At 47.4% G+C, this 24,095-nt stretch carries 19 protein-coding genes and 1 other annotated feature; of the genes, 1 reads left to right on the top strand and 18 read right to left on the bottom strand.

The genetic code is table 11. From position 1 onward, the window contains the following. Positions 1–106: 106 nt before the first annotated feature. The 10 genes from A4U59_RS11410 to hemA all read right to left on the bottom strand — a co-directional run bounded on the left by A4U59_RS11410 (position 107) and on the right by hemA (position 14,381). Complete coding sequence (locus A4U59_RS11410; protein WP_070120830.1) at positions 107–1,405, bottom strand: bifunctional folylpolyglutamate synthase/dihydrofolate synthase; 1,299 nt, start codon at positions 1,403–1,405, stop codon at positions 107–109. A 122-nt stretch (positions 1,406–1,527) separates the two neighbouring features. Continuing rightward, on the bottom strand, positions 1,528–4,170 hold the full coding sequence (locus A4U59_RS11415) for a valine--tRNA ligase (protein WP_070120831.1): 2,643 nt from the start codon (positions 4,168–4,170) through the stop codon (positions 1,528–1,530). 77 nt (positions 4,171–4,247) lie between these two features. Then, positions 4,248–4,501 (bottom strand) — a binding site (T-box leader). Positions 4,502–5,210: 709 nt separating this feature from the next. Continuing rightward, positions 5,211–6,200, bottom strand: a complete 990-nt coding sequence (locus tag A4U59_RS11430; RefSeq protein WP_070120834.1) for a hypothetical protein — start codon at positions 6,198–6,200, stop codon at positions 5,211–5,213. A 119-nt stretch (positions 6,201–6,319) separates the two neighbouring features. Beyond that, the gene (gene spoVID, locus A4U59_RS11435) at positions 6,320–7,597 is read right to left on the bottom strand and encodes a stage VI sporulation protein D (RefSeq protein ID WP_070120835.1); all 1,278 of its coding nucleotides are present in this window, start codon (positions 7,595–7,597) and stop codon (positions 6,320–6,322) included. A gap of 285 nt (positions 7,598–7,882) precedes the next feature. Continuing rightward, entirely contained in the window at positions 7,883–9,172 is a 1,290-nt protein-coding gene (gene hemL, locus A4U59_RS11440) for a glutamate-1-semialdehyde 2,1-aminomutase (RefSeq protein WP_070120836.1), read from the bottom strand. Between the two features lie 21 nt (positions 9,173–9,193). Beyond that, positions 9,194–10,171 carry a porphobilinogen synthase gene (hemB, locus tag A4U59_RS11445; RefSeq protein ID WP_070120837.1) on the bottom strand — a complete coding sequence of 326 codons (978 nt, stop codon included), beginning with the start codon at positions 10,169–10,171 and terminating at the stop codon, positions 9,194–9,196. An 87-nt stretch (positions 10,172–10,258) separates the two neighbouring features. Further along, entirely contained in the window at positions 10,259–11,041 is a 783-nt protein-coding gene (locus tag A4U59_RS11450) for a uroporphyrinogen-III synthase (protein WP_070120838.1), read from the bottom strand. Then, positions 11,041–11,970 (bottom strand): hydroxymethylbilane synthase, encoded by a 930-nt coding sequence (gene hemC / locus A4U59_RS11455; protein ID WP_070120839.1) that lies wholly within the window; start codon positions 11,968–11,970, stop codon positions 11,041–11,043. The genes A4U59_RS11450 and hemC overlap by 1 nt, the downstream gene beginning before the upstream one ends. A 175-nt stretch (positions 11,971–12,145) precedes the next feature. Further along, positions 12,146–12,979: a cytochrome C assembly family protein gene (locus A4U59_RS11460; protein WP_070120840.1), complete on the bottom strand. Its 834-nt coding sequence runs from the start codon at positions 12,977–12,979 to the stop codon at positions 12,146–12,148. Between the two features lie 46 nt (positions 12,980–13,025). Next, positions 13,026–14,381, bottom strand: a complete 1,356-nt coding sequence (hemA, locus tag A4U59_RS11465) for a glutamyl-tRNA reductase (protein WP_070120841.1) — start codon at positions 14,379–14,381, stop codon at positions 13,026–13,028. Positions 14,382–14,635: 254 nt separating this feature from the next. On the opposite strand from hemA, the gene A4U59_RS11470 reads away from it, so the two are divergent. Then, positions 14,636–15,121, top strand: coding sequence for a LiaI-LiaF-like domain-containing protein (locus A4U59_RS11470; protein WP_070120842.1), 486 nt, complete (start codon positions 14,636–14,638; stop codon positions 15,119–15,121). Positions 15,122–15,446: 325 nt separating this feature from the next. Here A4U59_RS11470 and A4U59_RS11475 read toward each other — a convergent pair whose 3' ends face one another. The 8 genes from A4U59_RS11475 to lonB all read right to left on the bottom strand — a co-directional run bounded on the left by A4U59_RS11475 (position 15,447) and on the right by lonB (position 23,697). Beyond that, positions 15,447–16,169, bottom strand: coding sequence for an amino acid ABC transporter ATP-binding protein (locus A4U59_RS11475; protein ID WP_070120855.1), 723 nt, complete (start codon positions 16,167–16,169; stop codon positions 15,447–15,449). Positions 16,170–16,252: 83 nt separating this feature from the next. Continuing rightward, entirely contained in the window at positions 16,253–16,921 is a 669-nt protein-coding gene (locus A4U59_RS11480; RefSeq protein WP_070120843.1) for an amino acid ABC transporter permease, read from the bottom strand. A gap of 79 nt (positions 16,922–17,000) precedes the next feature. Next, positions 17,001–17,816, bottom strand: a complete 816-nt coding sequence (locus tag A4U59_RS11485) for a transporter substrate-binding domain-containing protein (RefSeq protein ID WP_070120844.1) — start codon at positions 17,814–17,816, stop codon at positions 17,001–17,003. Between the two features lie 305 nt (positions 17,817–18,121). Then, positions 18,122–18,358, bottom strand: a complete 237-nt coding sequence (locus tag A4U59_RS22005; protein WP_211274926.1) for a hypothetical protein — start codon at positions 18,356–18,358, stop codon at positions 18,122–18,124. A gap of 153 nt (positions 18,359–18,511) precedes the next feature. Then, entirely contained in the window at positions 18,512–18,655 is a 144-nt protein-coding gene (locus A4U59_RS21365; RefSeq protein ID WP_157888172.1) for a hypothetical protein, read from the bottom strand. 248 nt (positions 18,656–18,903) lie between these two features. After that, positions 18,904–19,491, bottom strand: coding sequence for a ribosome biogenesis GTP-binding protein YihA/YsxC (gene yihA / locus A4U59_RS11495; RefSeq protein ID WP_070120846.1), 588 nt, complete (start codon positions 19,489–19,491; stop codon positions 18,904–18,906). Beyond that, positions 19,488–21,812, bottom strand: a complete 2,325-nt coding sequence (gene lon, locus A4U59_RS11500; RefSeq protein ID WP_070120847.1) for an endopeptidase La — start codon at positions 21,810–21,812, stop codon at positions 19,488–19,490. The genes yihA and lon overlap by 4 nt, the downstream gene beginning before the upstream one ends. Before the next feature lie 226 nt (positions 21,813–22,038). After that, entirely contained in the window at positions 22,039–23,697 is a 1,659-nt protein-coding gene (gene lonB / locus A4U59_RS11505; protein ID WP_070120848.1) for an ATP-dependent protease LonB, read from the bottom strand. Between the last annotated feature and the right edge of the window lie 398 nt (positions 23,698–24,095).

Raw genomic sequence — 24,095 nt, forward strand, 5'->3', positions numbered from 1 at the left:
TTTCATTTTAACAAAATTTTCTTAAAATTGATATCAAAAATTAGGAGAAAGGACTCAATAGCCCTTTCTTCAAGTGAATCTTACCGCCTGTATCACACCCATAAAATTACAAAACAAAAGCAGAACGCACACCTGATAAGAAGTAAAGCGATCCGGTGATGATCAGGATATCGTTTTCCGCAATCAGTTTTGTGGACGCGTTTATTGCATCCATCCAACTTTCATTCCATTCTTTGCGGCCGTTATCCGGATGGATCGAATAAAGAGTCTGCGCGGCGGCAGCGTTAGGAAAATCAAAGCTTGTGTAGATAACCCGGTCTGCCCCCTCTTCCAGCATTCGGGTCATGGCGGGAAGGTCTTTCGTCGTCAGGGCAGCGAATAAAATCCATACTTTTTTCCCTGCATACTTCGTGTGGACCGTCTGGACAAGGCTTCGTATCCCGGCTTCATTATGGGCTCCGTCAAGAATGATTGCCGGCTTATCCGCCACTTTTTCAAAGCGCGCCGGCCAGAATGCATTACGGAGTCCAGTTTCCACATGTCCATCATTGATTATAAACGAATAAAACATCTTCAAAAAATCAGCAGCCATTAATGCAAGCGCCGCATTTGAGATTTGGTGGCGCCCGATCAGGCCTGTTTGCAGCCCCTTTCGATTTGAGAAAGCAGAAAGATAATCGAATGTTTCCGCGTTTTCCATTGAAGTGTGGTTTGAAGTGGTGAAGCCGATTCCATAGCGATACAGCTTGGAGTTCTTTTCTGAAGCCTTTTTCTCGATTACTTTGACAGCTTCAGGGTGATCTGCCGCTGTAATGACAGGAACGCCGTTTTTAATGATCCCCGCTTTTTCAGCTGCTATTTGCGGAATCGTGCCGCCGAGTATGTTTGCATGATCCATGCTGATGTTCGTAATGATGGAAACAAGCGGATGAATGACATTGGTCGAATCGAGCCTGCCGCCGAGTCCGGTCTCAAACAGCACGATATCCGGATATGCCGCATTGGCGAAGTACAGGATCGCCATCAACGTAACAACTTCAAATTCAGTCGGGGCACCCGGGCCGGCTGACTCCGCTTCTTCAACAACGGGCCTGATATCATTTACCAGGCGGACGATGTCATCATCCGGAATCTGGCGACCTCCACAGGCAATGCGTTCGTTGAACCGCTCAATGTATGGTGAAGTAAATGTGCCGACCTCGTAGCCTGCTTCAGTCAATATACTGTTTAAAAAGGCAACGACGGACCCTTTTCCATTCGTCCCTGCTATATGTACAGTTTTCAGCCGCCTTTCCGGATGGCCGAATTGTTCAAGCATCCATTCCATCCGGTCAAGGCCGGGTTTTATCCCGAATTTATGGCGTGACTGCAGCCAGTCAAGTGCTTCTTCATATGTATTTACCATTTTTGTTTCTCCTTCTTCAGTCTGTATCTCTTCGTTTATTATGCCATGAAGGTTTAGCGCGGTAAAGGCACATACTCAGGCAGTCAAAAAATGAGCGGAGTGCATGTGCACTCCGCAGCATATTACTGTTTCAGTTCTTCAAGCCTGCTTTTCACGATATCGCGTTTTTCAAGATAGTCTTTTTCTTTCTTCCGTTCTTCGTCAACTACCGCCTCAGGTGCTTTTTTAACAAAGTTTTCGTTGCCGAGTTTTTTCTGGACACGTGTTACTTCGCCGTTAAGCTTTTCAAGTTCTTTTTCAAGGCGGATGATTTCTTCGGCGATATCGATCAGCCCTTCAAGCGGAAGAATCAACTCCGCCCCTGTCACAACTGCTGTCATTGCTTTCTCATCGGCTTCTACCCCGGTTCCAATCAATAACTCGCTCGGATTGCAGAAGCGTTCAAGATAATCGCGGTTCTTTTCAAGCGTGCCCATCATTGATTCTTCGGTTGTCTTGATCTTCAGCTTGATTTGCTTGCTCATCGGTGTGTTCACTTCCGCCCGGATATTGCGGACTGAACGGATAATGTCAACGAGCAGCTTCATTTCCTCCGATGCCTGCTGATCTGACATTTCCTCTCTCACACCCGGCCAACTTGCAACCGTGATTGAAACGCCTTTGTGCGGGAGGTGCTGCCATATTTCTTCGGTGATAAAAGGCATGTACGGGTGCAATAGGCGCATCGTATTATCGAGAACATATGCAAGCACCGAACGGGTCGTCTTCTTCTGGTCTTCATCATCTCCATAAAGCGGCAGTTTCGCCATTTCGATGTACCAGTCGCAAAGGTCATCCCAAATGAAGTTGTAAAGCAGGCGTCCGACTTCGCCGAATTCATATTTATCCATCATTTTCGAGACATCACGTATCGTCTCATTCAAACGGGTCAGAATCCATTTGTCAGCGACAGTTTTCTCACCGCTCAAGTCGATTTCCTCATACGTCATGCCTTCCATATTCATCAATGCGAAACGTGAGGCATTCCATATTTTGTTGCCGAAGTTCCATGCGGACTCAACTTTCTCCCATTGGAAACGCAAATCCTGTCCCGGTGTTCCGCCTGTGGCGAGGAAATAGCGCAGTGCATCGGCGCCATACTTATCGATGACTTCCATCGGGTCGATTCCGTTTCCGAGTGATTTGCTCATTTTGCGTCCGTCTGCATCGCGTACAAGGCCATGCAGCAGTACGTCTTTGAACGGCCGCTTCCCGGTAAATTCGATGCCCTGGAAAATCATGCGGGCAACCCAGAAATAAATGATGTCATAACCCGTTACAAGTACATCCGTCGGATAAAAACGTTTAAAGTCAGCCGATTCCTCATCAGGCCAGCCCATTGTTGAAAACGGCCAGAGTGCCGAGCTGAACCATGTGTCAAGGACATCTTCATCCTGCTTCCAGTTTTCGATATCCTGCGGCGGCTCATGGCCGACATGGATTTCGCCTGTTTCTTTATGGTACCAGGCTGGAATGCGGTGGCCCCACCAGAGTTGTCGGGAAATGCACCAGTCACGGATATTCTCAATCCAGTGCATATACGTTTTTTCAAATCGCTCCGGAACGAAGTTCACTTTTCCATCTGTTTTCTGCAGCTCGATCGCTTGTTCCGCCAGCGGGCCCATTTTAACAAACCACTGGGTGGAAAGATACGGTTCAACAACTGCCCCGCTCCGCTCGGAATGACCGACAGAATGAGTGTGCTCTTCAATTTTCACGAGCACGCCTTCATCTTGAAGATCCTTCACGATTTCTTTGCGGCATTCAAACCGGTCCATGCCCTGGTATTTGCCGGCATTTCCGTTCATGGTACCGTCTTCATTCATGACAAGGACACGTTTCAGGTTATGGCGGTTGCCGATTTCAAAGTCATTCGGGTCGTGGGCCGGGGTGATTTTCACCGCACCGGAACCGAACTCCATATCGACATAGTCATCACCGACAATTTCCAGTTCGCGGCCGATAATCGGCAGGATTGCCTTATTGCCGATCAAATGTTTATAACGGTCATCTTCCGGATGTACCGCAATCGCAGTGTCACCGAGCATGGTTTCCGGGCGGGTTGTCGCAATTTCGATTTCACCCGAACCATCTGCAAGCGGATACCGCATATGATAGAATGCACCTTGAACATCCTTGTAAATGACTTCGATGTCAGACAGCGCCGTCTTTGTTTGCGGATCCCAGTTGATTATATATTCGCCGCGGTAGATCAGGCCTTTTTTATAAAGGGAGACAAACACTTCGCGAACCGCTTTTGACAACCCTTCATCAAGCGTGAAACGCTCGCGGGAATAGTCGAGCCCAAGACCGAGTTTTGCCCACTGCCTGCGGATGAATTCGGCATATTCTTCTTTCCATTCCCATGATTTTTCAAGGAATTTTTCCCTTCCCAGATCGTGGCGGGAAATTCCCTGCTCACGAAGTTTGGCATCAACCTTTGCCTGGGTTGCGATTCCGGCATGGTCCATGCCCGGCAGCCATAATACGTCATATCCCTGCATTCGCTTCGCCCTGGTCAGAATGTCCTGAAGCGTCGTATCCCATGCATGGCCAAGGTGAAGCTTGCCGGTAACATTCGGCGGCGGAATGACAATCGTGTAGGGCTCTTTCGCTTCATCGCCTGTCGCCTGGAAAAACTTTTCTTTCACCCACCAGTCATACCACTTTGCTTCCGTCGATTGCGGGTTATACTTCGTCGGCATCTTGATTTCTTCATTAGCCATCTCTATACCCTCCTGTTTTTTACGTTTCTTCTGTAGGTCCTTTGCTGAAAACAGCCAATAAAAAAAGCCTTTTTCACCAAAAGGGCGAAAAAAGCTGTATCCGCGGTACCACCTTTATTTGCCTGAACAGGAATGCTGAAAAATCCTGCCCGGCACACTTCATCGGATAACGGCTTATGCCGGCTTCTTCTACTGATGCCATAAGGCCCTTGTTCAAAGAAGCTGCTTGAGGGCGACCTTCCGAATACATGGATCCTGGAAATTCTCTCAGCAAACTGAATTTCCTCTCTTTAGGCCTTGCATCCATACTCTTCCCTGTCCCAGCATTTCATTCATGGACTTTTTCAAATACTGATATATAAGTATATTACAAATAAAGTTCGAATGACGTCAACTATTGTTCCCCGTTTTTTTGATTTTTATTCATAATGATTTGGCTGTAAGCAAACTGGATTCATTATACACGTCTTTCCGTTAGGGTTTTTCGTAAACATTGCTCCTGTTTTAACAGGGCGGGTTGATTTCTGATACAATACTCACTTTCACCTGGACCACAAGTGCTGCATCAGTTCATGGTTACCTTCGGCCGCATCCACAGTATGTTCTTTGCCGGAGGGCTTCAGGCATATCCATTCATTCCCGTCCATAACTCTTTCTTCACAAATACACTTTTCCCCGACCTCCTGCATAAACTGGTTTTAACACGACTGGACGCTCTATGCTTCTGGAAGGAGGAAATCATGAAAAGACGTTACTGGAAGTACAGGCTGCCGCCCGGTGTAAGGAAGTTCAGGGACATTTGCGAACAAATCACTCTGCCGTTATGTATATTCCAGCTGATCAGAACGCTGCTCTTTCCAACAACCCTTGATGTCATTTTTTTAATCTGCCTTGTATTTCTGCTGTGTTGTTTTTATTTGGGATGGTTATAGGGGGCTCTCACAAAATTTTTTCGGCCTTCTGCTCTGCCTGGATCGCTTCTCACCTTAATTCTTCATATAAAGTAAGCCGGCTGACTTCCTGTCTGCCGGCTTACTCTGTCATTCTGTTTCCATCTCGATCATTCTCCTTGCAATCACCCCGCGTTTTTCAAGTTTCCAGACCGCTTGCTGCAGCCTGCGGGTCCAAGTTAAGTGGTCCGTAAGCCGCAGCCTGCTGAGGCAAAGGTCCAAAAGTTCCTGATGGGAGACCAGGAGGGCTGCAAAAAGATATTTTTCCTCCATTCGCCAGGAGAATGCTTCAAAGTAAGGTTCCAGGCTCTCCACAAACGTTCCCGGATCTGCTGAGCCTTCAATTGCGTGTTTTTCTGTGTAAAAAAGCAAATCGAACACCGGAGAATCGTACCCCGCCTGTTCAAGGTTAATCAGTAAGCTCCCGCCTTCCCTGTCTGTCAGAAAGTGATCTTCACAGGCGTTATGGAGGACGGCACAAATCCGTGCCTTTTTGTCCCCTGCTTCTTCACGCCAGCCGGCCAGCCACCTTTCTGAATCTTCCAGCAGGACCATCACCTGAAAGAAAGAGGAAGTGAATAAGTATTCTCCCGGAGACATGTAGACCCTTTGCTCACATGTTTCCATAAACGTCTCGAATGCATACCGCTGTTTTTGCCGGATGTTTCGAACCGTTGAAGAGAAAGCATCAAGCTGTACCGCGCTCAATTCCTGCTCCTTCACCGTCATGCGATGAAGCCTGGCAATTTCTACAGGATACTTTTTGATGTTCCGGTCAGCCGCCTCGTTTGTATCAATCCATGGCGTCAGCGTATAATAGACACCATTAACTTCGACACCCGGCTGGCCGGAAATTGTCGGGGACGGCGCAAGAAGCCGTCGGTACCCTTTTTTATAAATGGTTTGCAGCATATGCGCAAACCTGCCGGCATCTTCTTTACGGAGCCGCGTTTTTTTTAATGCAAAGGTGCCGCCGTCCGTTTCCACCTTTTTGATTCGGCCCCGGCCTGTTACTTTCTGCGGCGTTAAGCGGTAAGCGGCCAGGATACGCCGGTATTTTTCAGAAATGTTTCCAGTCATTTGGCCTCACCTGCTGTTATTGAATGATAACCGGCTTTTTGCCGGCTGATGCAGCATAACGGCCTGCAGTACAATATTCCCAAAAGAGAAAACGGCAAAAAATGCCGTTTTCATGTCCCTTATACTTTGCTCTCAGCAACCGGGATATATAAAATCTGGCCGGCATAGACATCATCCTGTTCCAGCCTGTTGACCCGAATAAGCGCCCCGGTCTGAAGTTCATAACGCTCTGCTACGGCATCAAGAGAATCTCCATCCTGGACGATGTACATTTTTAATCGTGAAAAATCATCCTGCTCACTTGACAGGAACTTCGTCAAATATATGGCATTTTCGTCCCGTTTTTTACTGTGTGCCGATTTAGGGGCGGCCGCTTCTTCCGCTTCCGGTTCCTCGACAGGTTCTTCATATTCACCCCTCGCCATGAAATAATGTTCCTTTTCTTCCTGGCGCCCCTTCATGCCGATTTGAAGCTCCTTCGGTTCCTCAGCTTGCTCTTCTTCACTGGCAATGTCAGCTTTTTTCCGTGATTCAGCAGAGAAAGATATGACTTTATCGTCGTAACCGGGCACTTCAGCCTCATTTGAAAGCGGGGCGAAGCCGGCTGTTTCATCGTAAATCTCCGCTTCCCCGTTACCTTCTATCGTTAGATCCTCTCTGGCCAGAACCGTCGGCTCTTCTTGAAAATCTGTTTTGCCGGCATTTTCCTGCTTTTCTATATCCTTTGCCGGTTCTTCAGCCATTGCCGGTTCATGCGGCCGCTGATCTGGCACTTCACTGCCGGATTCAGGAAAAGACGCCTCTGTCTCGTAGGCACTTTTTTCAACAGGCTTTGACGTGTCTGCCACTTGATCTGCTTGGTCTGCATTCCCTTCAGCTTCTGACTGGGTGCCGTGTTTTTGTTCCGGTTCAACCGCCGTGGTTTCCTGACGGACTGGTTCGGGTTCTGCTGCAGCTTTTGGCCGTGAAGTCGATATGCCGCTGATCGACAAGTCCGCACTTAACTGGAGACATCCCTTTCTCGGAAGTTCATAGTCAAACGTCTCAATTGTGACATATACGTCATTCAAGTCTTCGACACGCGTCTTTGGCACCGTAATATCAATCGGAAAACGGTGTTCGAGAACGCTCGTGCCGTCCTCATTTAACTGTACCCTGTCGATGAGGCGCATACCCCTTCTGGCTTCATCGGCACTCTCATCTCCATCTGAGTCTTCCGCACGGTACTCCCCGCTTAATAATAGAGCCCCCTTTATGGAAACGTGCTGATTATGCTCCTGTATGACAATATCGGGTTCAAGGGACATGGAAACCATTTCGGATACTTCCTGTCCTCTTTCAAACCATACAGTTTCTTCTACCGAAAACCGCAATGATTGGTTATAATCCTCGGACAAGTCACTTCCTCCTTTCGGGCATTTACTTCGACACTACAGATTTATGAGCCTGTATCCGTTTTTATGAATACTATTTAGGAAGCTGCCACATACACGTTTAATTGAAGCTGTCCGATTGCCCTGCTATTTTTTATTCTGCTGTTAAGAAGAGTGGGGGCATTACGGTGTTAAACGTAAGGCTAGCGGTTAAAAAAGAAAAGCCCCTCCCACCCAATCCTGCCAGGTCAAGATGTAGAATGTTTTCTCCATAGGAAAAACCGCCCGGAAATCCGGGCGGTTTACTTATCACTGAGCAATCTTTGAAAATACCCGATCGACTGCTGCAATTGTCTTTTCAATATCTTCGTCCGTGTGGGCAGTTGATAGGAACAGGCCTTCGAATTGGGAAGGAGGCAGGAAAATGCCTTCTTCAATCATCTCACGGTAGTATGCAGCAAACATGTTCAAATCGGAAGTGCTTGCTTTATCAAAGTTTGTGACTTCTTCATTTGTGAAGAAGAAACCGACCATAGAACCCGCCCGGTTAACCGCATGCGGGATGCCATGCTTTTCGGCAGCCTGTTTGAAACCTTCTTCAAGTCGTTTCGCTTTTGCCTCGAACGTTTGGTAAGATTCAGGTGTCAATTGGCTGAGGGTTTCATAGCCTGCTGTCATTGCGAGCGGGTTTCCGGAAAGGGTGCCGGCCTGGTAAATCGGTCCTGCCGGTGCTACTTTTTCCATAATTTCAGCTTTCCCGCCATATGCGCCTACCGGCAATCCCCCGCCGATGACTTTTCCGAGACATGTCAGGTCAGGCGTGACGCCGAAATGGCCCTGGGCACAGTTGTAACCAACCCGGAAACCCGTCATTACCTCATCAAAAATAAGCAGTGAGCCGTTCTTCTCGGTTATTTCGCGCAAATCTTCAAGGAAACCGGGCTGCGGCGGCACAACTCCCATATTTCCCGCTACAGGTTCCACGATGACGCCGGCAATGTCATCGCCGAATTTGTCAAAGGCGTACTGAACGCTTTCCATATCATTGTATGGAACAGTGATCGTGTTTTCCGCAACCCCTTTAGGAACACCCGGGCTATCCGGCAAACCAAGGGTCGCAACGCCTGATCCTGCTTTGATGAGAAGCGAATCGCCGTGGCCATGGTAGCAGCCCACGAACTTCATGATTTTGTTACGTCCTGTGTAACCGCGTGCGAGTCGGAGTGCGCTCATAGTGGCTTCCGTCCCGGAGTTAACCATCCGTACTACTTCAATTGAAGGTACACGTTCGATAACGAGCTCGGCAAGAGTGTTTTCAATGTCAGTAGGTGCTCCAAAGCTTGTTCCCATCTCAGCCGCCTTTTTGAGGTTCTCAACAACACGGTCATCCGCATGACCAAGAATTAACGGTCCCCATGACAGGACGTAATCAATATATTCATTTCCGTCGATATCATAAATTTTGGAGCCTTTGCCCCGTTCCATGAAAATCGGATCCATGTCCACAGATTTGAACGCGCGGACGGGGCTGTTCACACCGCCCGGCATCAAGTCTACCGCTTTTTTAAACGAAGCTTTCGACTTTTCAAAGCTTTTCATGTTATTCCTCCTCTGTGTTTATTATTCATTCAGCCAGCGTGCCGCGTCCTTTGCAAAATAGGTGATAATGAGATCTGCACCGGAGCGTTTCATGCTGACCAGTTTTTCCAGCACGATTTCTTTTTCATCGATCCAGCCGTTCTGGGCCGCTGCTTTGATCATTGAAAACTCGCCGCTGACATTATAGGCCACAACCGGGGTATGAAAACGGTCACGGACTTCCCTGATGATATCGAGATAAGACAGGGCCGGTTTGACAATGAGGAAATCAGCTCCTTCATTTATATCGGATTGTGCTTCACGAAGCGCTTCAAGACGGTTAGGCGGGTCCATCTGGTATTCTTTCCGGTCGCCAAACTGCGGTGAACTATGGGCTGCATCCCGGAATGGGCCGTAAAAAGCCGATGCATATTTCACGGCATAGGACATGATCGGAACATTTTCGAACCCTGCTTCATCAAGTCCCACCCTGATAGCCGCCACAAATCCGTCCATCATATTAGATGGAGCGATGATGTCAGCACCTGCTTTCGCCTGGGAAACGGCAGTGCGCGCAAGCAAATCAAGGGTCGGATCATTTAAAATCTTCCCGCCTTCAACGATGCCGCAGTGGCCGTGGCTTGTGAACTGGCATAAGCACGTATCAGCAATGACTGTCAGCTCAGGAAAATGTTCCTTAATCTGGCTGATTGCTTGTTGGACAATCCCCTGGTCATTATATGCTTCTGAACCATGCTCATCCTTGTGGTTCGGCACACCGAAAACAATGACAGATGGCACACCAAGTTCAGACACTTCCTGCATTTCTGCATTCAGCAAATCAAGGGAAAGATGATAAACGCCCGGCATGGATGGAACTTCTTTGCGGATATTTTCCCCTTCGACCACAAATATGGGATAGATAAGATCCTCTTTATGTAAATGCGTTTCCCTGATCATCGACCGCATTCCTGCACTGCTGCGGAGCCTGCGGTGCCGGTCAAATTGCAAATCCTTCATGGTAACAACCTCCTTTTATAGTCCTTCAAACGCCTAATGCAGCATACGAAACATCTGAGACGGTTTGCTGCCGAAATATGGCCCCAATCAACCGCAATAAGCCTCAAGGGCATCAAGGAGTCCTGAAGCAGTATAGGTTTCCGGAATCACATCAACCTTCAGGCCAAGCTTTTCAGCGGTTCCGGAAGCGATGGGGCCGATGCATGCAACAACCTTGCCGCCTGTCCGTTTATCGGCGGGAAGATCTTTTAACAGCTCTATAAAAGAAGAGACAGTCGACGAGCTCGTAAAGGTGAAGATGTCTATTTCCCCGTTCATAACTGCCTGCTCCAGCTGAGGTTTTGCAGCATGATTCATATCGGTTTTATAAAAAATGATATCCAGCACTTCACAGCCGCCGGCCTGCAAAGCTTCCGGCAGTACATCCCTTGCCAGATTGCCGCGCGCCAAAAGCACCCTGCTGTTTTTTCCGGTCCATTTTATTAATTCTTCAGCAAGAGATTCAGCAACGAATTTTTCCGGAATAAGATCTACGGCCCAGCCGGCTTCCAAAACAGCCTCTTTCGTTTTGGAACCGACTGCTGCGATTTTAGGCAGGGCCACCGCCTTGCCGCCACTATACTTTTTCAAAAAATGACTAAAGTAGCGGACGCCGTTTTTGCTCGTCAACACAATCCAGTCAAAGTCACCCAGACAATCAATCGTCTCTCGGATCAATGCCGTATCTTCAGGCTCACTTACCTGAATGAGCGGTATATCCACCGGAATGCCCCCGCGCTGCCTGATTTGGCCACTGTAGGAGCGCGCCTGTCCGGCTGCGCGTGGATTCAGTATCCGTTTACCATATAACGGGCCCGGCTCCCTGTCCATTACTGATCAAGCTCCTCTTTCACCTGCTCCACAAGCTTGCCGGCGCCCCGCTCAATTAACAGGTCTGCTGCTCTGCTCCCCGCTGCTGCCGGGTCTTTGTCTGTAACGGTTTCTTTTAAAAGCGTTTTTCCATCGGGGGATCCGACCATCGCGGTCACTGTCACTTCTCCGTTTTCCATGACAGCATGGGCTCCGACCGGCACCTGGCAGCCGCCTTCTATTTTGTACAAGAATGCACGCTCTGCAGTAGTCGTCAGATCGGTATACCTGTCATTCAGCCTTTGGAGAAGTTCCTGAAGGTCTTTGTCGTCTTCACGGCACTCAATGGCAAGCGCCCCCTGCCCCACCGCCGGGATCATGACATCAGGGGCAAGGTATTCCGTCACCACATCATCAGACCAGCCCATACGCTGCAAACCTGCTGCGGCAAGGACTATTGCATCAAAGTCTTCCGTATCGAGCTTCGCCAGACGTGTATCGATGTTCCCCCTGATCGGTTTGATTTCCAGGTCAGGCCGCCTGCTTAAAATCTGGGAACTGCGGCGCAGGCTGCTCGTGCCGACGACAGAACCGGCAGGAAGATCATCAAGTTTCTGACCGGATTTCGAAATGAAGGCATCCCTGAAGTCGACGCGTTCTGGTACACATGCAATGACAAACCCTTCCGGAAGTTCAGAAGGCACATCCTTCATGCTGTGGACAGCCATATCAATTTCTTTGTCCGCCATCGCCTGTTCAATTTCTTTTACAAACAAGCCTTTTCCACCGACTTTAGACAGTGTGACGTCCAGAATTTTATCACCTTTCGTCACAATCTTTTCCACTTCGAATTCATAAGGCAGGCCGAATTGTTTGAGCTGCTCGATGACCCACTCGGTCTGTGTAAGGGCAAGTTTACTTTTACGGGAACCTATTACAATTTTACGCATATAAACCTCCAGCTTTTTGTATTGTCTTTCAATTATTTGATGAATCAATTGGCAGTTCATTATTTTAAAATTACAGATTTAAGCAAAGAGACCAAACCTGAATTTCGAGGCTCCTGCGCCCAATGCCAGCCCAGAGGCGAGAGCGGGACAAGGAACGCTCGAATCATCTATCTCTTTAAGGATACCAAATATGGAAGTTTGACAAACTTCCAAATAGGAAAAAGTTGATCAATACAATAAGAAAAGCGGCAAAATTCCACGTAACCATCTGTTTTCCCTGTATTCCTTTACCTGCTTTCATATACAAAATGAAACTGTACACAGCAAGTACGATGAATGATCCGATAACTTTCGCATCATACAAATAAAACTGCTCAACTTTAGCATTCGCCCAGATGACACCGAGTATCAAACTGATCAGCAGCAGCGGTACGCCAATCAGATTGAAACGGAAGGCCATCTTCTCGAACGTGGACAAATCACCCAGGCGCTGCAGCCTTTTCCCCCATTGTTTCTGTTTCAGCATGTTATATTGCAGTAAATACATGATTGATAATATGAAAGATATGGAGAAAGCTCCATATGACAAAATCGCTATAGTGATATGAATGACAGCAAGCTCAGACATCAGCCGTTCTGCCGATGTATCAGCAAAATGCTGATTTGGTGCAAGCAAGTGCAAAGTCATAAAACTGAATCCGAGAACATTGGTGAAAAACACAAAAAAATCCATGCGGAAAAGCCTGTTAATGACCAGCGAAAATGTCACAAGCACCCAGGCATAAAAATAGAGACCTTCCAGGAGCGTAAGAATCGGAAACCGGTTCGTCTCCAGCATTCTCACAACCAGGAATACGGTCTGTAAAATCCACACAATAGAAAGCAACCAGAAGGCTGTACGGTTCACCTTCCGGTTGTTTTGAATAAAGTCTATAAAATATAAAAGCACGCTTAACGAGTAGAGTAGTATCATCAATTCATAAATCACATTAATATTCATACTGCTCATCGACCGACACCTTTAATTATCATTTGACGTGCTGCCAGCCGCCGGCTTAAAGCCTGGCCGCCGCTTCATCCATGCGCATGGCTGCTTTTCTAGCCTGCTTATGAAGCCGGTTTTCTGTTTCCGATGCTTTTTTCACTTCTTCTTCGATGCCGAATATCTTCACAAATAAGTCGATCGCTTCATCCGCATTTGGTTCGGAAGCCATTTCCTTCACACGGGTTACGGGATCGCGGAGCATCTGATTGACTATGCTCTTCGTATGCTTATTCAATATTTTCCGTTCCCGCTCAGTAAGTTCAGGCATCTTCCGTTCAATGCTCTTCATTGTTTCAGCCTGAATGGACAGCGCTTTTTCCCGCAGGCTGGAAATGACAGGCACGACCCCAAGCTGATTCAGCCAGGTGCGGAACTCCACAAGCTCTGCTTCGATGAGAAGTTCAATCTTTTCAGCTTCCCGCTGTCGTTCGAGCTTATTGGCTTCCACAATGCCTTCAAGATCATCAATATCATACAGGAATACCCCTTCGAGATCATTCAAAGCAGGGTCAAGGTCGCGCGGAACGGCGATGTCCACTAAAAACAGCGGACGGCCTTTGCGTTTATGTTCAATTTCCCTATACATTTTTTTGGTGAGCACGTAGTCATTGGAGCCTGTCGAACTGATTAAAATATCCGCTGAAGACAGAGCGCCTGCGATGTTATCCAACGTCTCCGCCTCTCCATCGAATTTTGCAGCAAGTGCTTTTGCTTTTTCAAACGTACGGTTTATGACCGTGATCCGTGAAGCTCCGTTCCCAGTAATGTTTTTAGCAGCCAGTTCGCCCATTTTCCCCGCACCGAGAATGACAACATGCTTGTTGGCAAGGCTTCCGAAGATTTTCTTTGCGAGCTCCACTGCGGCGTAACTGACTGAAACAGCATTTTCACCGATTTCCGTACTGGAGTGGGCCTTCTTTGCCGTTGTGACAACCTGCTTGAATAAATGGTTGAAGATTGTCCCGGTTGTGCCTTCCTCCTGTGCAAGTGCGAAACTGTCACGGACCTGTCCAAGAATTTGCGTCTCACCAATCACCATTGAATCCAGGCCGGATGTAACCCTGAAAAGGTGCTCCACTGCGCCCTCATCCTCATAGATGGTCAAATAGGGGGAGAATTCCTCTTTATCAAGACCGAACCACTCAGCAAGGAATGCTTTAATATAGTAACGCCCTACATGCAACTGATCGACAACCGCAAATATTTCAGTACGGTTACATGTGGACAAGATGACATCTTCAAGCACACTTTTTTGCCGGCGCAATTTCTTGACGGCTTCATGTAAATCTGTTTCATTAAAAGTAAGTTTTTCTCGAATTTCCACTGGGGCCGTTTTATAATTTAAACCGACAACTAGAATATGCAATGTATTTCACCCCGATAACTAAGTAATTACGATTACCAATGTAAGCTTGTTGGATACCTACATTATAACATGACAAATTCGCCACAAATTAAAAAATGTGAACAAAAATCGAAAGGAAAATTATGATAAAATAATAAGATATATAATCAGTTCAACAAAAAAGTAATCATAATGTAAATATTTCTCTCCCACAAAAGATACCAAAGATAACAGCAATAATCAAGCTTTCCGCATAGATCAACAGGAGGTCGGCAATGAAGAAACAGGGAATATTTCCAGGAATACTATTAATAGGAATCGGATTATATTTTTTATTAGAAGAATTACAATTCTCAGCATTCAAGCCATTCTATACGTGGCCGACTCTCTTAATCATCATCGGCATCGCTTTTCTGGCCCGGTCACAGAGCGGCGGGGATGGTGACAGTATCTTTCCCGGCATTATCCTTGTCGGCTTAGGCATCCATTTCCATGCCGCCGGCAGAATCCTGATGTGGCCTGACCACTGGGCCGTTTACACAATTATTCTTGGTGTTGCTTTCATGGCAAAATGGAAAAAGACCGGATCCGGAATTGCAGCAGGACTCATATTGCTCGGTTTATCCGCTTTTGCCCTGTTCTATGACGGGCTGATGACATGGCTCGGATTCATCGACCGGACAATCAGCTGGATGGAAAGGTTTTGGCCAGTCGCACTTATCGCACTCGGCCTGTATTTTCTGTTTTTCAAGAAAAAATAACATGTTTATCGGACATAGTATATGTGGAGAAATCAAGTTTATACGGAAAAAAGCTTTCTCGAATCCTCACCGCACGAAGGAAATGCGGAACATTTTCGAGGAGTCGAATTCCTTCCGCTCCAATCCACTGGTGCGTGAACAGATATCCCGCTTTAATTTTATGTAGCCAGCTGGTTTGGATAGAAAGCTCTGGTATCGATAGTAGAACACCGGTAAAAAAAGAAAGGGTGCCGTAATCAATACGAACGGCACCCTTTTTATCATATGAATTTAAGTTTTGAACACGAAAAAGAACCCATCAGCCAGAGGGCCGGTTTTTTAGTTTCTATAAGATGGTGCTGAAAAACTCTCTTGTCCGTTCCTCTTTCGGGTTATCAAAAATTTGGGACGGATGCCCGACTTCGACAATGCGCCCATCGTGCATATATATGACCCAGTCAGCGACCTCACGGGCAAATCCCATTTCATGAGTGACGACCACCATGGTCATGCCTTCTTCCGCAAGCTCCTTCATCGTTGCAAGCACTTCACCGACCAGCTCCGGGTCAAGTGCTGACGTCGGCTCGTCAAACAGCATGATGTCGGGCTTCATCGCAAGAGACCTGGCGATGGCGACACGCTGTTTCTGGCCGCCTGACAGCCTTGATGGATATTCGTTCTCTTTATCGGCGAGACCGACCTTTTTCAGCAGCTCGCGCCCTTCTTCAAGCGCCTGTTTTTTAGGGATTTTTTTGACTTGTACAGGCGCTTCGATTACATTTTCAATGACCGTTTTATGCGGAAAGAGATTGAAGTGCTGGAACACCATACCTACCGTTTGCCTAACTTCATTCAAGTTATGGGTTGACGGAGTGATTTCTTCCCCTTCAATAATGACCTTTCCGCTATCTTTCATTTCAAGAAAGTTCAAGCAGCGCAGCAGCGTACTTTTTCCCGAGCCGGAAGCCCCGATCAGGACGACCACGTCACTTTCTTTCACACTCATATCAATATCTTTCAATACATGCAAATCCCCGAAGGACTTATTCAACTTTTCTACCTTGATCATTTCCTTTTCATTACTCAAAGGATGTACCTCCTTAACGTCATTGGACAGCTGTCTTCATTGCTCTGTTTAGGCTAGTCCGCTTATTAGTCACTTACCGACATTTTCTTTTCAACCCAGCTCACAACGACTGTAAGGATCAGTACAAGGATGAGATAGTAGATTGCAACAATCAATAAATAGGTCATATTATCGAAGTTGTTGGATCCCATCGTAGTGGCCGCATTGAACAATTCAAACATACCGATAAAAGCGGCCAATGACGAGTCCTTCGTTGCGATGATGAACTGGTTGCCAAGCGGCGGCAGCGCCCTGCGGAACGCCTGCGGCAAAATAATCCTTCTCATCGTAAGTCCGCGAGTCATGCCAAGGGAACGGCCTGCTTCCATCTGTCCTTTATCGATCGATTGTATCGTTCCGCGAAAAATTTCGGCAATGTATGCGCCGTTGTGGAAAGCAAGCCCGAGAGTCGCTGACCAGAATGCTGATATATTCAGGCTTGTCAAACCAAAATAGAAGATAAAAATTTGAACAATCAATGGGGTTCCTCGAACGATGAAAATATAGAAGTTGGAAATCCATTCTAAGACCGCAATGCGGGAGATTTTAAGCAGCGCAAAAAACAGGCCGATAAAAATGGCGATCAGTACAGAAATTGCCGTCAACTTTAGTGTGACAAGCATAGCTTCTAAAAAAATATCAGTACTGTCGAAAAATGTTTCAAAAAAGTGCGCAAACGTAGGCAAGTCTTCCATCTCCTTTAATGCAGAGAATGCGCGCAGTCAGGAGCGCGCATTCCGCATAAATTCGTAGCTAGATACGTTCAGTGTGTGTTTATTCGGGTTTTGTTGTGATGTCTTCGTCAAAATACTCTTTACTGATTTCGGATAGCGTGCCGTCTTCACGAAGTTTTTCAAGGGCTGCGTTAACTTCTTCAAGAAGCTTGTCATTCTCCTTAGCAATGGCGATTGCCTGCTCACTGCGGCCCAGAAGCTCTCTCGCTTCGATTTCAAGCCCTTTGCCGATGGCAGTCTTGCCAGTTACGAAGTCAGTGATAACCGCATCGTGTTTCCCCTTGCTCAATGCTTCAAGAGCGGTGACGTCACTGTCATAGTTGATAATATTATCTGTAACCTCTTCTGCACTTTTTGCATAAGTTGAGCCTTTGGACACGGCAATTTCTTTATCTTTCAGATCGTCAAGTGTTTGAACATCGCTGTCCGGGCGGGTGAATATTTGCGGACCTGAGTAGTAATAAGGGGTTGTGAAATCAACGTGTTCTGCACGCTCTTCGGTGACCGTGTGGCTGGCAACGGCAGCATCAAAGCGGCCTGTTTTAACACCTTCGACGATACTTGCAAACTTAAATTTCTTCTGTACGGGTTCAAGTCCCAATTCTTCGGCTACAGCATTGGCTACATCGATATCAAAACCTGTCATCTCTCCGTTCGGGCCTGTCTGGCTGAATGGAGCGAAGTCACCTGATGCCGCGAAAGTGAACTTTCCATCTTCAACAAGGTTCATGCCACTTTCAGAACCCTCTCCTTCTCCTTCACCGGTTTGGGCGCCCTCTTCCTCTCCGCCACCGCATGCGGCAAGCATGCCTGCTGTCAGGACTAATACTAACATTGTCATAAACCATTTTTTCATTTTTAAGACCCTCTCCTTTTTTTCTCTTTCATTTAATAGCGAACCTCTTTTCAAACGGGTAAACTCCCAAGGAAAACAGATCATCTCCCCTCAAATTATCTCAATATTCGAAAAAAGACAGTGCTACTATAATATTACAGATGACGTGAAATTTTTTCAATTTTCATTCTGACCACTCAGCAGGTCTGCGCTCTTCTTATGTATGGTTTGAGGGGTTGTCCAAACTGTTTGCTTAAAAATACAAGAGAATTCGCATTATTACGTAATTACCCGCAACATTAAACGTATAAACATATTTTTTAATATTATTGAAATGTAACCGGGCAAAGAAAGAACAAAAGCGCAAGGCGCCCGAGCAGCGGCGTATGCATAAGCGGGGGTATCCGCTGTGGGGCGATTTTCCCTCCCGGAGGGGGCAGCTCAGCTGGTCCGCATCCCAATATGATGCCAGGCCAGTACAGCCTGAGTACCCCCGGCATGGAAATTGGCACGTTCTTCACCGTTTCAGGCAAGCCGACGGCCAAATCCGGGCTGTTATTCATATACAGGATCAATCAGACCCATTTTGGCCCGGTAACCTGCCGGATTTGTCTCATTTTATAAAAAAACTATTCTTTTTCTTCGTATTTCACGCCAGATGACTGTTCCTTCCCGCCATATCCCCGGCTTTTCACGCCCTTTACGAACAACCGCAATCAGGGAGATGCACTTTCACGCGGAATCTCGTTTCTTTCACGCCAAACGATCACTTTTTCACGCGTAATCTCCCATATTTCATGCCATAGAGGCCGACTTTCACGCCGAAGCAGCTGTTTCGCGCCGTTCAGCCCGGCTTTCACGCGGGAACTCCTTTTTTCATGATGGCGACAGGCCCTGCCTCACAGCTGGACACTCGAAATGCGCAAGGCGCCCGCTTATCGGCGTACGCATAAGCGGGGGTACCCGCAGGAAGGCGGGTTTCCCTTCTGGAGGGGATACCCGCTTATGACGAAAGCCGCTGGCGCCTGGAGCTGGATGACTCCCTTTTGTTCCTTAACAACGAAAAAACACCAGGAGGATGTAACTCCTCTCTGGTGCTAGTTTGCCGTCAGGCACGGATAAGGCGCTCGATTGCCGACCAAGCCTGGTCTTTTCCCTGGGCGGTTTCAGCAGAAAAAATGACTGCTTCATCTTCCGCCTCCATTTCGAGTGTCTCTTTTACGACTTTAAGGTGCTTCTGCCATTTCCCTTTCGGTATTTTGTCTGCCTTTGTCGCGACAATCAGCACCGGAATACCGTAGTGTTTTAGAAAGTCATACATCATGATATCATCGTTGCTTGGCGGATGACGGAGATCAATGATCTGGACGACGCCTTTGAGGCGGTTGGAAGTCGTCATGTATTCTTCTATCATCCGTCCCCATTTCTCTTTCTCCTTTTTGGAAACCTTTGCGAATCCATAACCGGGCACATCGACAAAATAAAGGGAATCATTGATGTTATAAAAGTTCAACGTCTGGGTTTTGCCCGGCTTCTGTGAAGTTCTCGCAAGATTTTTCCGGTTGATCATTTTATTGATAAATGAAGATTTCCCGACATTCGAACGTCCGGCAAGGGCTATTTCCGGATATCCTTCACCAGGGTATTGTTCAGGTTTGACTGCACTGATGACGATTTCTGCTTTGGTCACCTTCATGCCTGTTCTCCCGCCAATGCCTGTGCAAGCACTTCATCAAGATGCGAAACAAGCACGTAATGCAAATCCTTCCGGACACTTTCCGGGATATCTTCAAGGTCTTTTTCATTGTCTTTCGGGACAATGATCGTCTTCAGCCCAGCCCTATGCGCACTGAGGGATTTTTCCTTCAGGCCGCCGATAGGCAGCACGCGGCCGCGCAAGGTGATTTCGCCTGTCATGCCCACTTCCCTGCGAACGGGGCGGCCTGTCAGTGCAGATACAAGTGCTGTGGCCATTGTTATTCCTGCAGAGGGCCCGTCCTTCGGGGTGGCACCTTCCGGAACATGGATATGAATATCATTTTTTTCAACGAAATCCGGATCGATTCTCAGTTCCTCTGCTCTAGATCGGATGTAACTGAAGGCAGCCTGCGCCGATTCTTTCATAACATCGCCAAGTTTACCGGTCAGAATCAGCTTCCCTTTACCGGGATATACGGATACTTCAATGGCAAGGGTATCGCCTCCTGCCGAAGTATAGGCAAGCCCGGTAGCGGTGCCGACCTGGTCTTCGATTTCAGCTTCCCCATACCTGTAAACAGGTTTGCCGAGGAACTCCTCAATGTTTTTATCCGTGATGATAACACGTTTCCGCTCTTCTGAGACGATAATACGTGCAGACTTGCGGCAAAGGGTTGCCAGCTGGCGTTCTAAGTTGCGGACGCCGGCTTCACGTGTATATCGCCTGATGAGCTTCAGAATCGCTTCATCCCGGATTTGCAGATCATTTTTGGTCATGCCGTGCTCTTTAAGCTGTTTGGGCAGCAGATGATCTTTGGCAATATGAACCTTTTCCACTTCCGTATAGCCTGCAATATGGATCACTTCCATCCTGTCAAGGAGGGGGCCAGGTATTGTCTGCATGTTATTGGCTGTAGCGATGAACATGACTTTTGAAAGGTCATATGGCTCTTCGATATAGTGATCGCTGAAATTGTGGTTCTGTTCCGGATCAAGCACCTCGAGCATCGCCGATGAAGGATCGCCCCTGAAATCATTGGACATTTTATCAATTTCATCAAGCAGAAATACAGGGTTGATGAACCCCGCTTTCTTCATCCCCTGGATAATGCGTCCGGGCATAGCGCCGACATACGTTCTGCGATGGCCGCGGATTTCGGCCTCGTCACGGACGCCGCCGAGCGATGCCCGCACAAATTTTCGGTTCAGTGACCTGGCAATGGAACGGGCCAATGATGTCTTCCCGACCCCCGGAGGGCCGACAAGACAAAGGATCGGGCCTTTCATGGAATTGGTCAATTTTTGAACGGCAAGATATTCAAGGACACGCTCTTTCACCTTTTCCAGACCGTAATGATCTTCATTAAGAACCTTCTCGGCATGATGAATGTCAAGATTATCTTCTGTTTCCTCTTTCCAAGGCAGCGAAACAAGCCAATCGATATAATTGCGGATCACTGAGCTTTCAGCAGAGCTAGCAGGGATTTTTTCATACCGTTCCAGTTCCTTAAGGGCAATCTCGGTAACATTCTCCGGCATCATGGCATCCTCGATTTTGCCTCGAAGCTCGGCGACTTCTCCGGTTTTTCCTTCTTTATCACCCAGCTCCTTCTGGATAGCCTTCATTTGTTCACGCAGATAATATTCCTTTTGAGTCTTCTCCATTGAACGCTTGACGCGCTGTCCGATTTTCTTTTCAAGGTTGAGGACTTCCTTTTCATTATTGATAATCGTTATGAGCTTGTTGAGTCGCCCTTTCACCTCAAATATTTCAAGGACTTGCTGTTTTTCCTTTATTTTCAGTGATAAATGAGAAGCGATCATGTCGGCCAGGCGGCCCGGAACCTCAATATCAGATACGGAAGCGAGCGTTTCCGCAGTCAATTTTTTTGAAAGCTTTATGTATTGTTCAAATTGCTCAAGCAATGTCCGCATGAGCGCCTGCTCTTCGACACCCTTCGTATCATCTTCCTCGAAGTTTTCAATTTGGACTTCGAAATATTCCTCATCGTCCGTGTACTCAAGGATCTTCGCCCTATTCAACCCTTCCACCAGCACACGGATAGTACCGTTCGGCAATTTTAGCATCTGTTTCACTTTTGATAATGTGCCGACTTTGTAAATATCATCCTCCGTCGGTTCGTCAATTCCCACATCTTTTTGTGCTGCAAGAAAAATGAGGTGATCGTCTACCATTGCCTGCTCAAGTGCGTTGACTGATTTATCCCGGCCTACATCCAGATGAAGGACCATCGACGGATAAACAAGCAAACCGCGCAGCGGGAGGAGCGGGATATTCATAATTTTATTATGTTCCATTCTTATACACCTCCATGTATGCATCCTGGAAAAAACAAATGGAATCTTTGTTCAATTCTATCCTATTTCAGGAATGTTTGTCTATTATGCCGGACGGGTATGACAGAATTTCTCCGCATATTTTACCATTTCCGCTTACTGTTGGCTTACCCGTATAGAATATCCGGTCAAACGTTGTAATTATACCCCAAAACACAATCCAGCCCCTTGAGGCTGGATTGTATATTCACATTTGGCTTGATGCCGGACGGACATCACCGGTTCCAGGGGGCTCCTGGACCATCGCCAGTTTAAAAACTTCGTGCAGGTGTCTGACAGGATGAACTGTAATACCCTTTATTTCCTTTAAAATTGCCTGGTCATTTTCTGCAGGGATGATGACATGCGTTGCGCCTGCCTTTTGAGCTGCCCTTACTTTCGCAGGTACACCGCCGACAGGCTTGACGTTGCCATGTATGCTGATTTCCCCGGTCATAGCGATGGTCCGGCTGATGCTCCGTTTGTGGATGGCTGAATAAATGCCGGTAGCAATCGCGATTCCGGCTGAAGGCCCGTCAACAGGAATCCCTCCGGGGAAATTGACGTGAATGTCATACTTTTCAGCGGGAACTCCCATATTGCGGAGAACCGTGATTACATTCTCAACCGATCCCTTGACAAGGCTTTTCCTGCGGATTGATTTGTTGCTGCCTCCGATGCTCTCTTCCTCGACAATCCCTGTTATTGTAATCCCGCCGGTTTTTTCGGTTCCGGCAGGTATGACGGTCACTTCAATTTCAAGCAGAGCGCCGGTATTCGGCCCATAAACAGCAAGCCCGTTGACCAGACCGACTTTCGACAGCTGCTGGATTTTTTTCTCAAACCGCGGCTGCATCTGGCTTGAATTGACAACCCATTCTATATCACTGTCGAGAATTTCTTCCCGGTTTTCTGAAATGGCGAGTCCAGCAGCAATCTGAATGATATTCACTGCTTCCCTGCCATTTTTGGCAAATTGCGAGACGATATTCAGGCCGTTTTGCGAAATCGAATGGTCTGTTTTCTCAGCGGCATTACGGGCGATTTCCTGAATTTCATCCTGGTCGAGCTCCCTGAAAAAGATCTCCATGCACCTGGAGCGTATTGCTGGAGGGATCTCAGATGGCGTTCTCGTAGTCGCTCCGATCAGTCTGAAATCAGCCGGCAGTCCCTTTTGGAAAATTTCATGGACATGTAGAGGAATCTGCGTGTTTTCTTCATTATAATAAGCACTTTCAAAATATACTTTACGGTCTTCAAGGACTTTCAACAATTTGTTCATTTGAATCGGGTGAAGCTCACCGATTTCATCAATGAATAGAACCCCGCCATGCGCATTGCTTACTGCCCCCTGCTTCGGCTGAGGGATGCCGGCCTGCCCCATTGCCCCTGCCCCTTGATAAATGGGGTCATGCACTGATCCGATTAACGGGTCCGCGATGCCCCTTTCATCAAACCGCGCTGTCGTCGCATCAAGCTCAACAAAAACGGCCGACGGCCTGAAAGGCGATTGCTCGTTTTTCTTCGCTTCTTCCAGGACAAGCCTTGCCGCAGCTGTTTTACCGATTCCAGGCGCACCATAGATAATGACGTGCTGCGGATTCGGTCCGCACAGTGCCGCCCGCAGTGCTTTAACTCCATCGCTTTGTCCGACTATATCATTGAAACTGGCCGGCCTCACTTTTTCCGCCAGTGGTTCCGTTAAGGATATCCGCCGCATCATCCGCAGCTGTTCCATTTCTTTTTTTGATTCACGTTCAATTGAAACTTTCTGGGTGCGTTGATTTTTCAACAGGTTCCAGAAATACAGCCCGATCACGATTCCAAAAAACAGCTGAATGGCGATTACCGCCCCTGACCAACTCATAGCAAACCTCCTGCAGAAAGAATTTATCAGCTAGTATCTCCCTGCAGGGAAAGATGTAAACAGGGCGGGAGAAATCTTTTAACGGCAGCCTGCCGTTTTTTGCAGGTGCGGCGTTATTTTAAAAAAGCAATCCGGATGTGAGAAGAAGAGACGGTTCGATCTGTTAGAAACCGAGCTGTACATAAACAGCGGTCAGCGGAGATAAATGGGGCAATGCTCATCATTTTCAATCTCGCCTCTTACAGGCCCGATTCTCTCATATAAATCCTTATAATCCTCCTTCCATCCAAGCATTAGCGACCTGTGTGGTCAATGCCATCACCTATTCTACCTATCACACGCGTTTCACGCATTACAGTACTGATTCATCCCCTCTTGTTCTACCCATCAATCTTTCG

This window comes from Bacillus marinisedimentorum, assembly GCF_001644195.2.
GTDB lineage: Bacteria > Bacillota > Bacilli > Bacillales > Bacillaceae_O > Bacillus_BL > Bacillus_BL marinisedimentorum.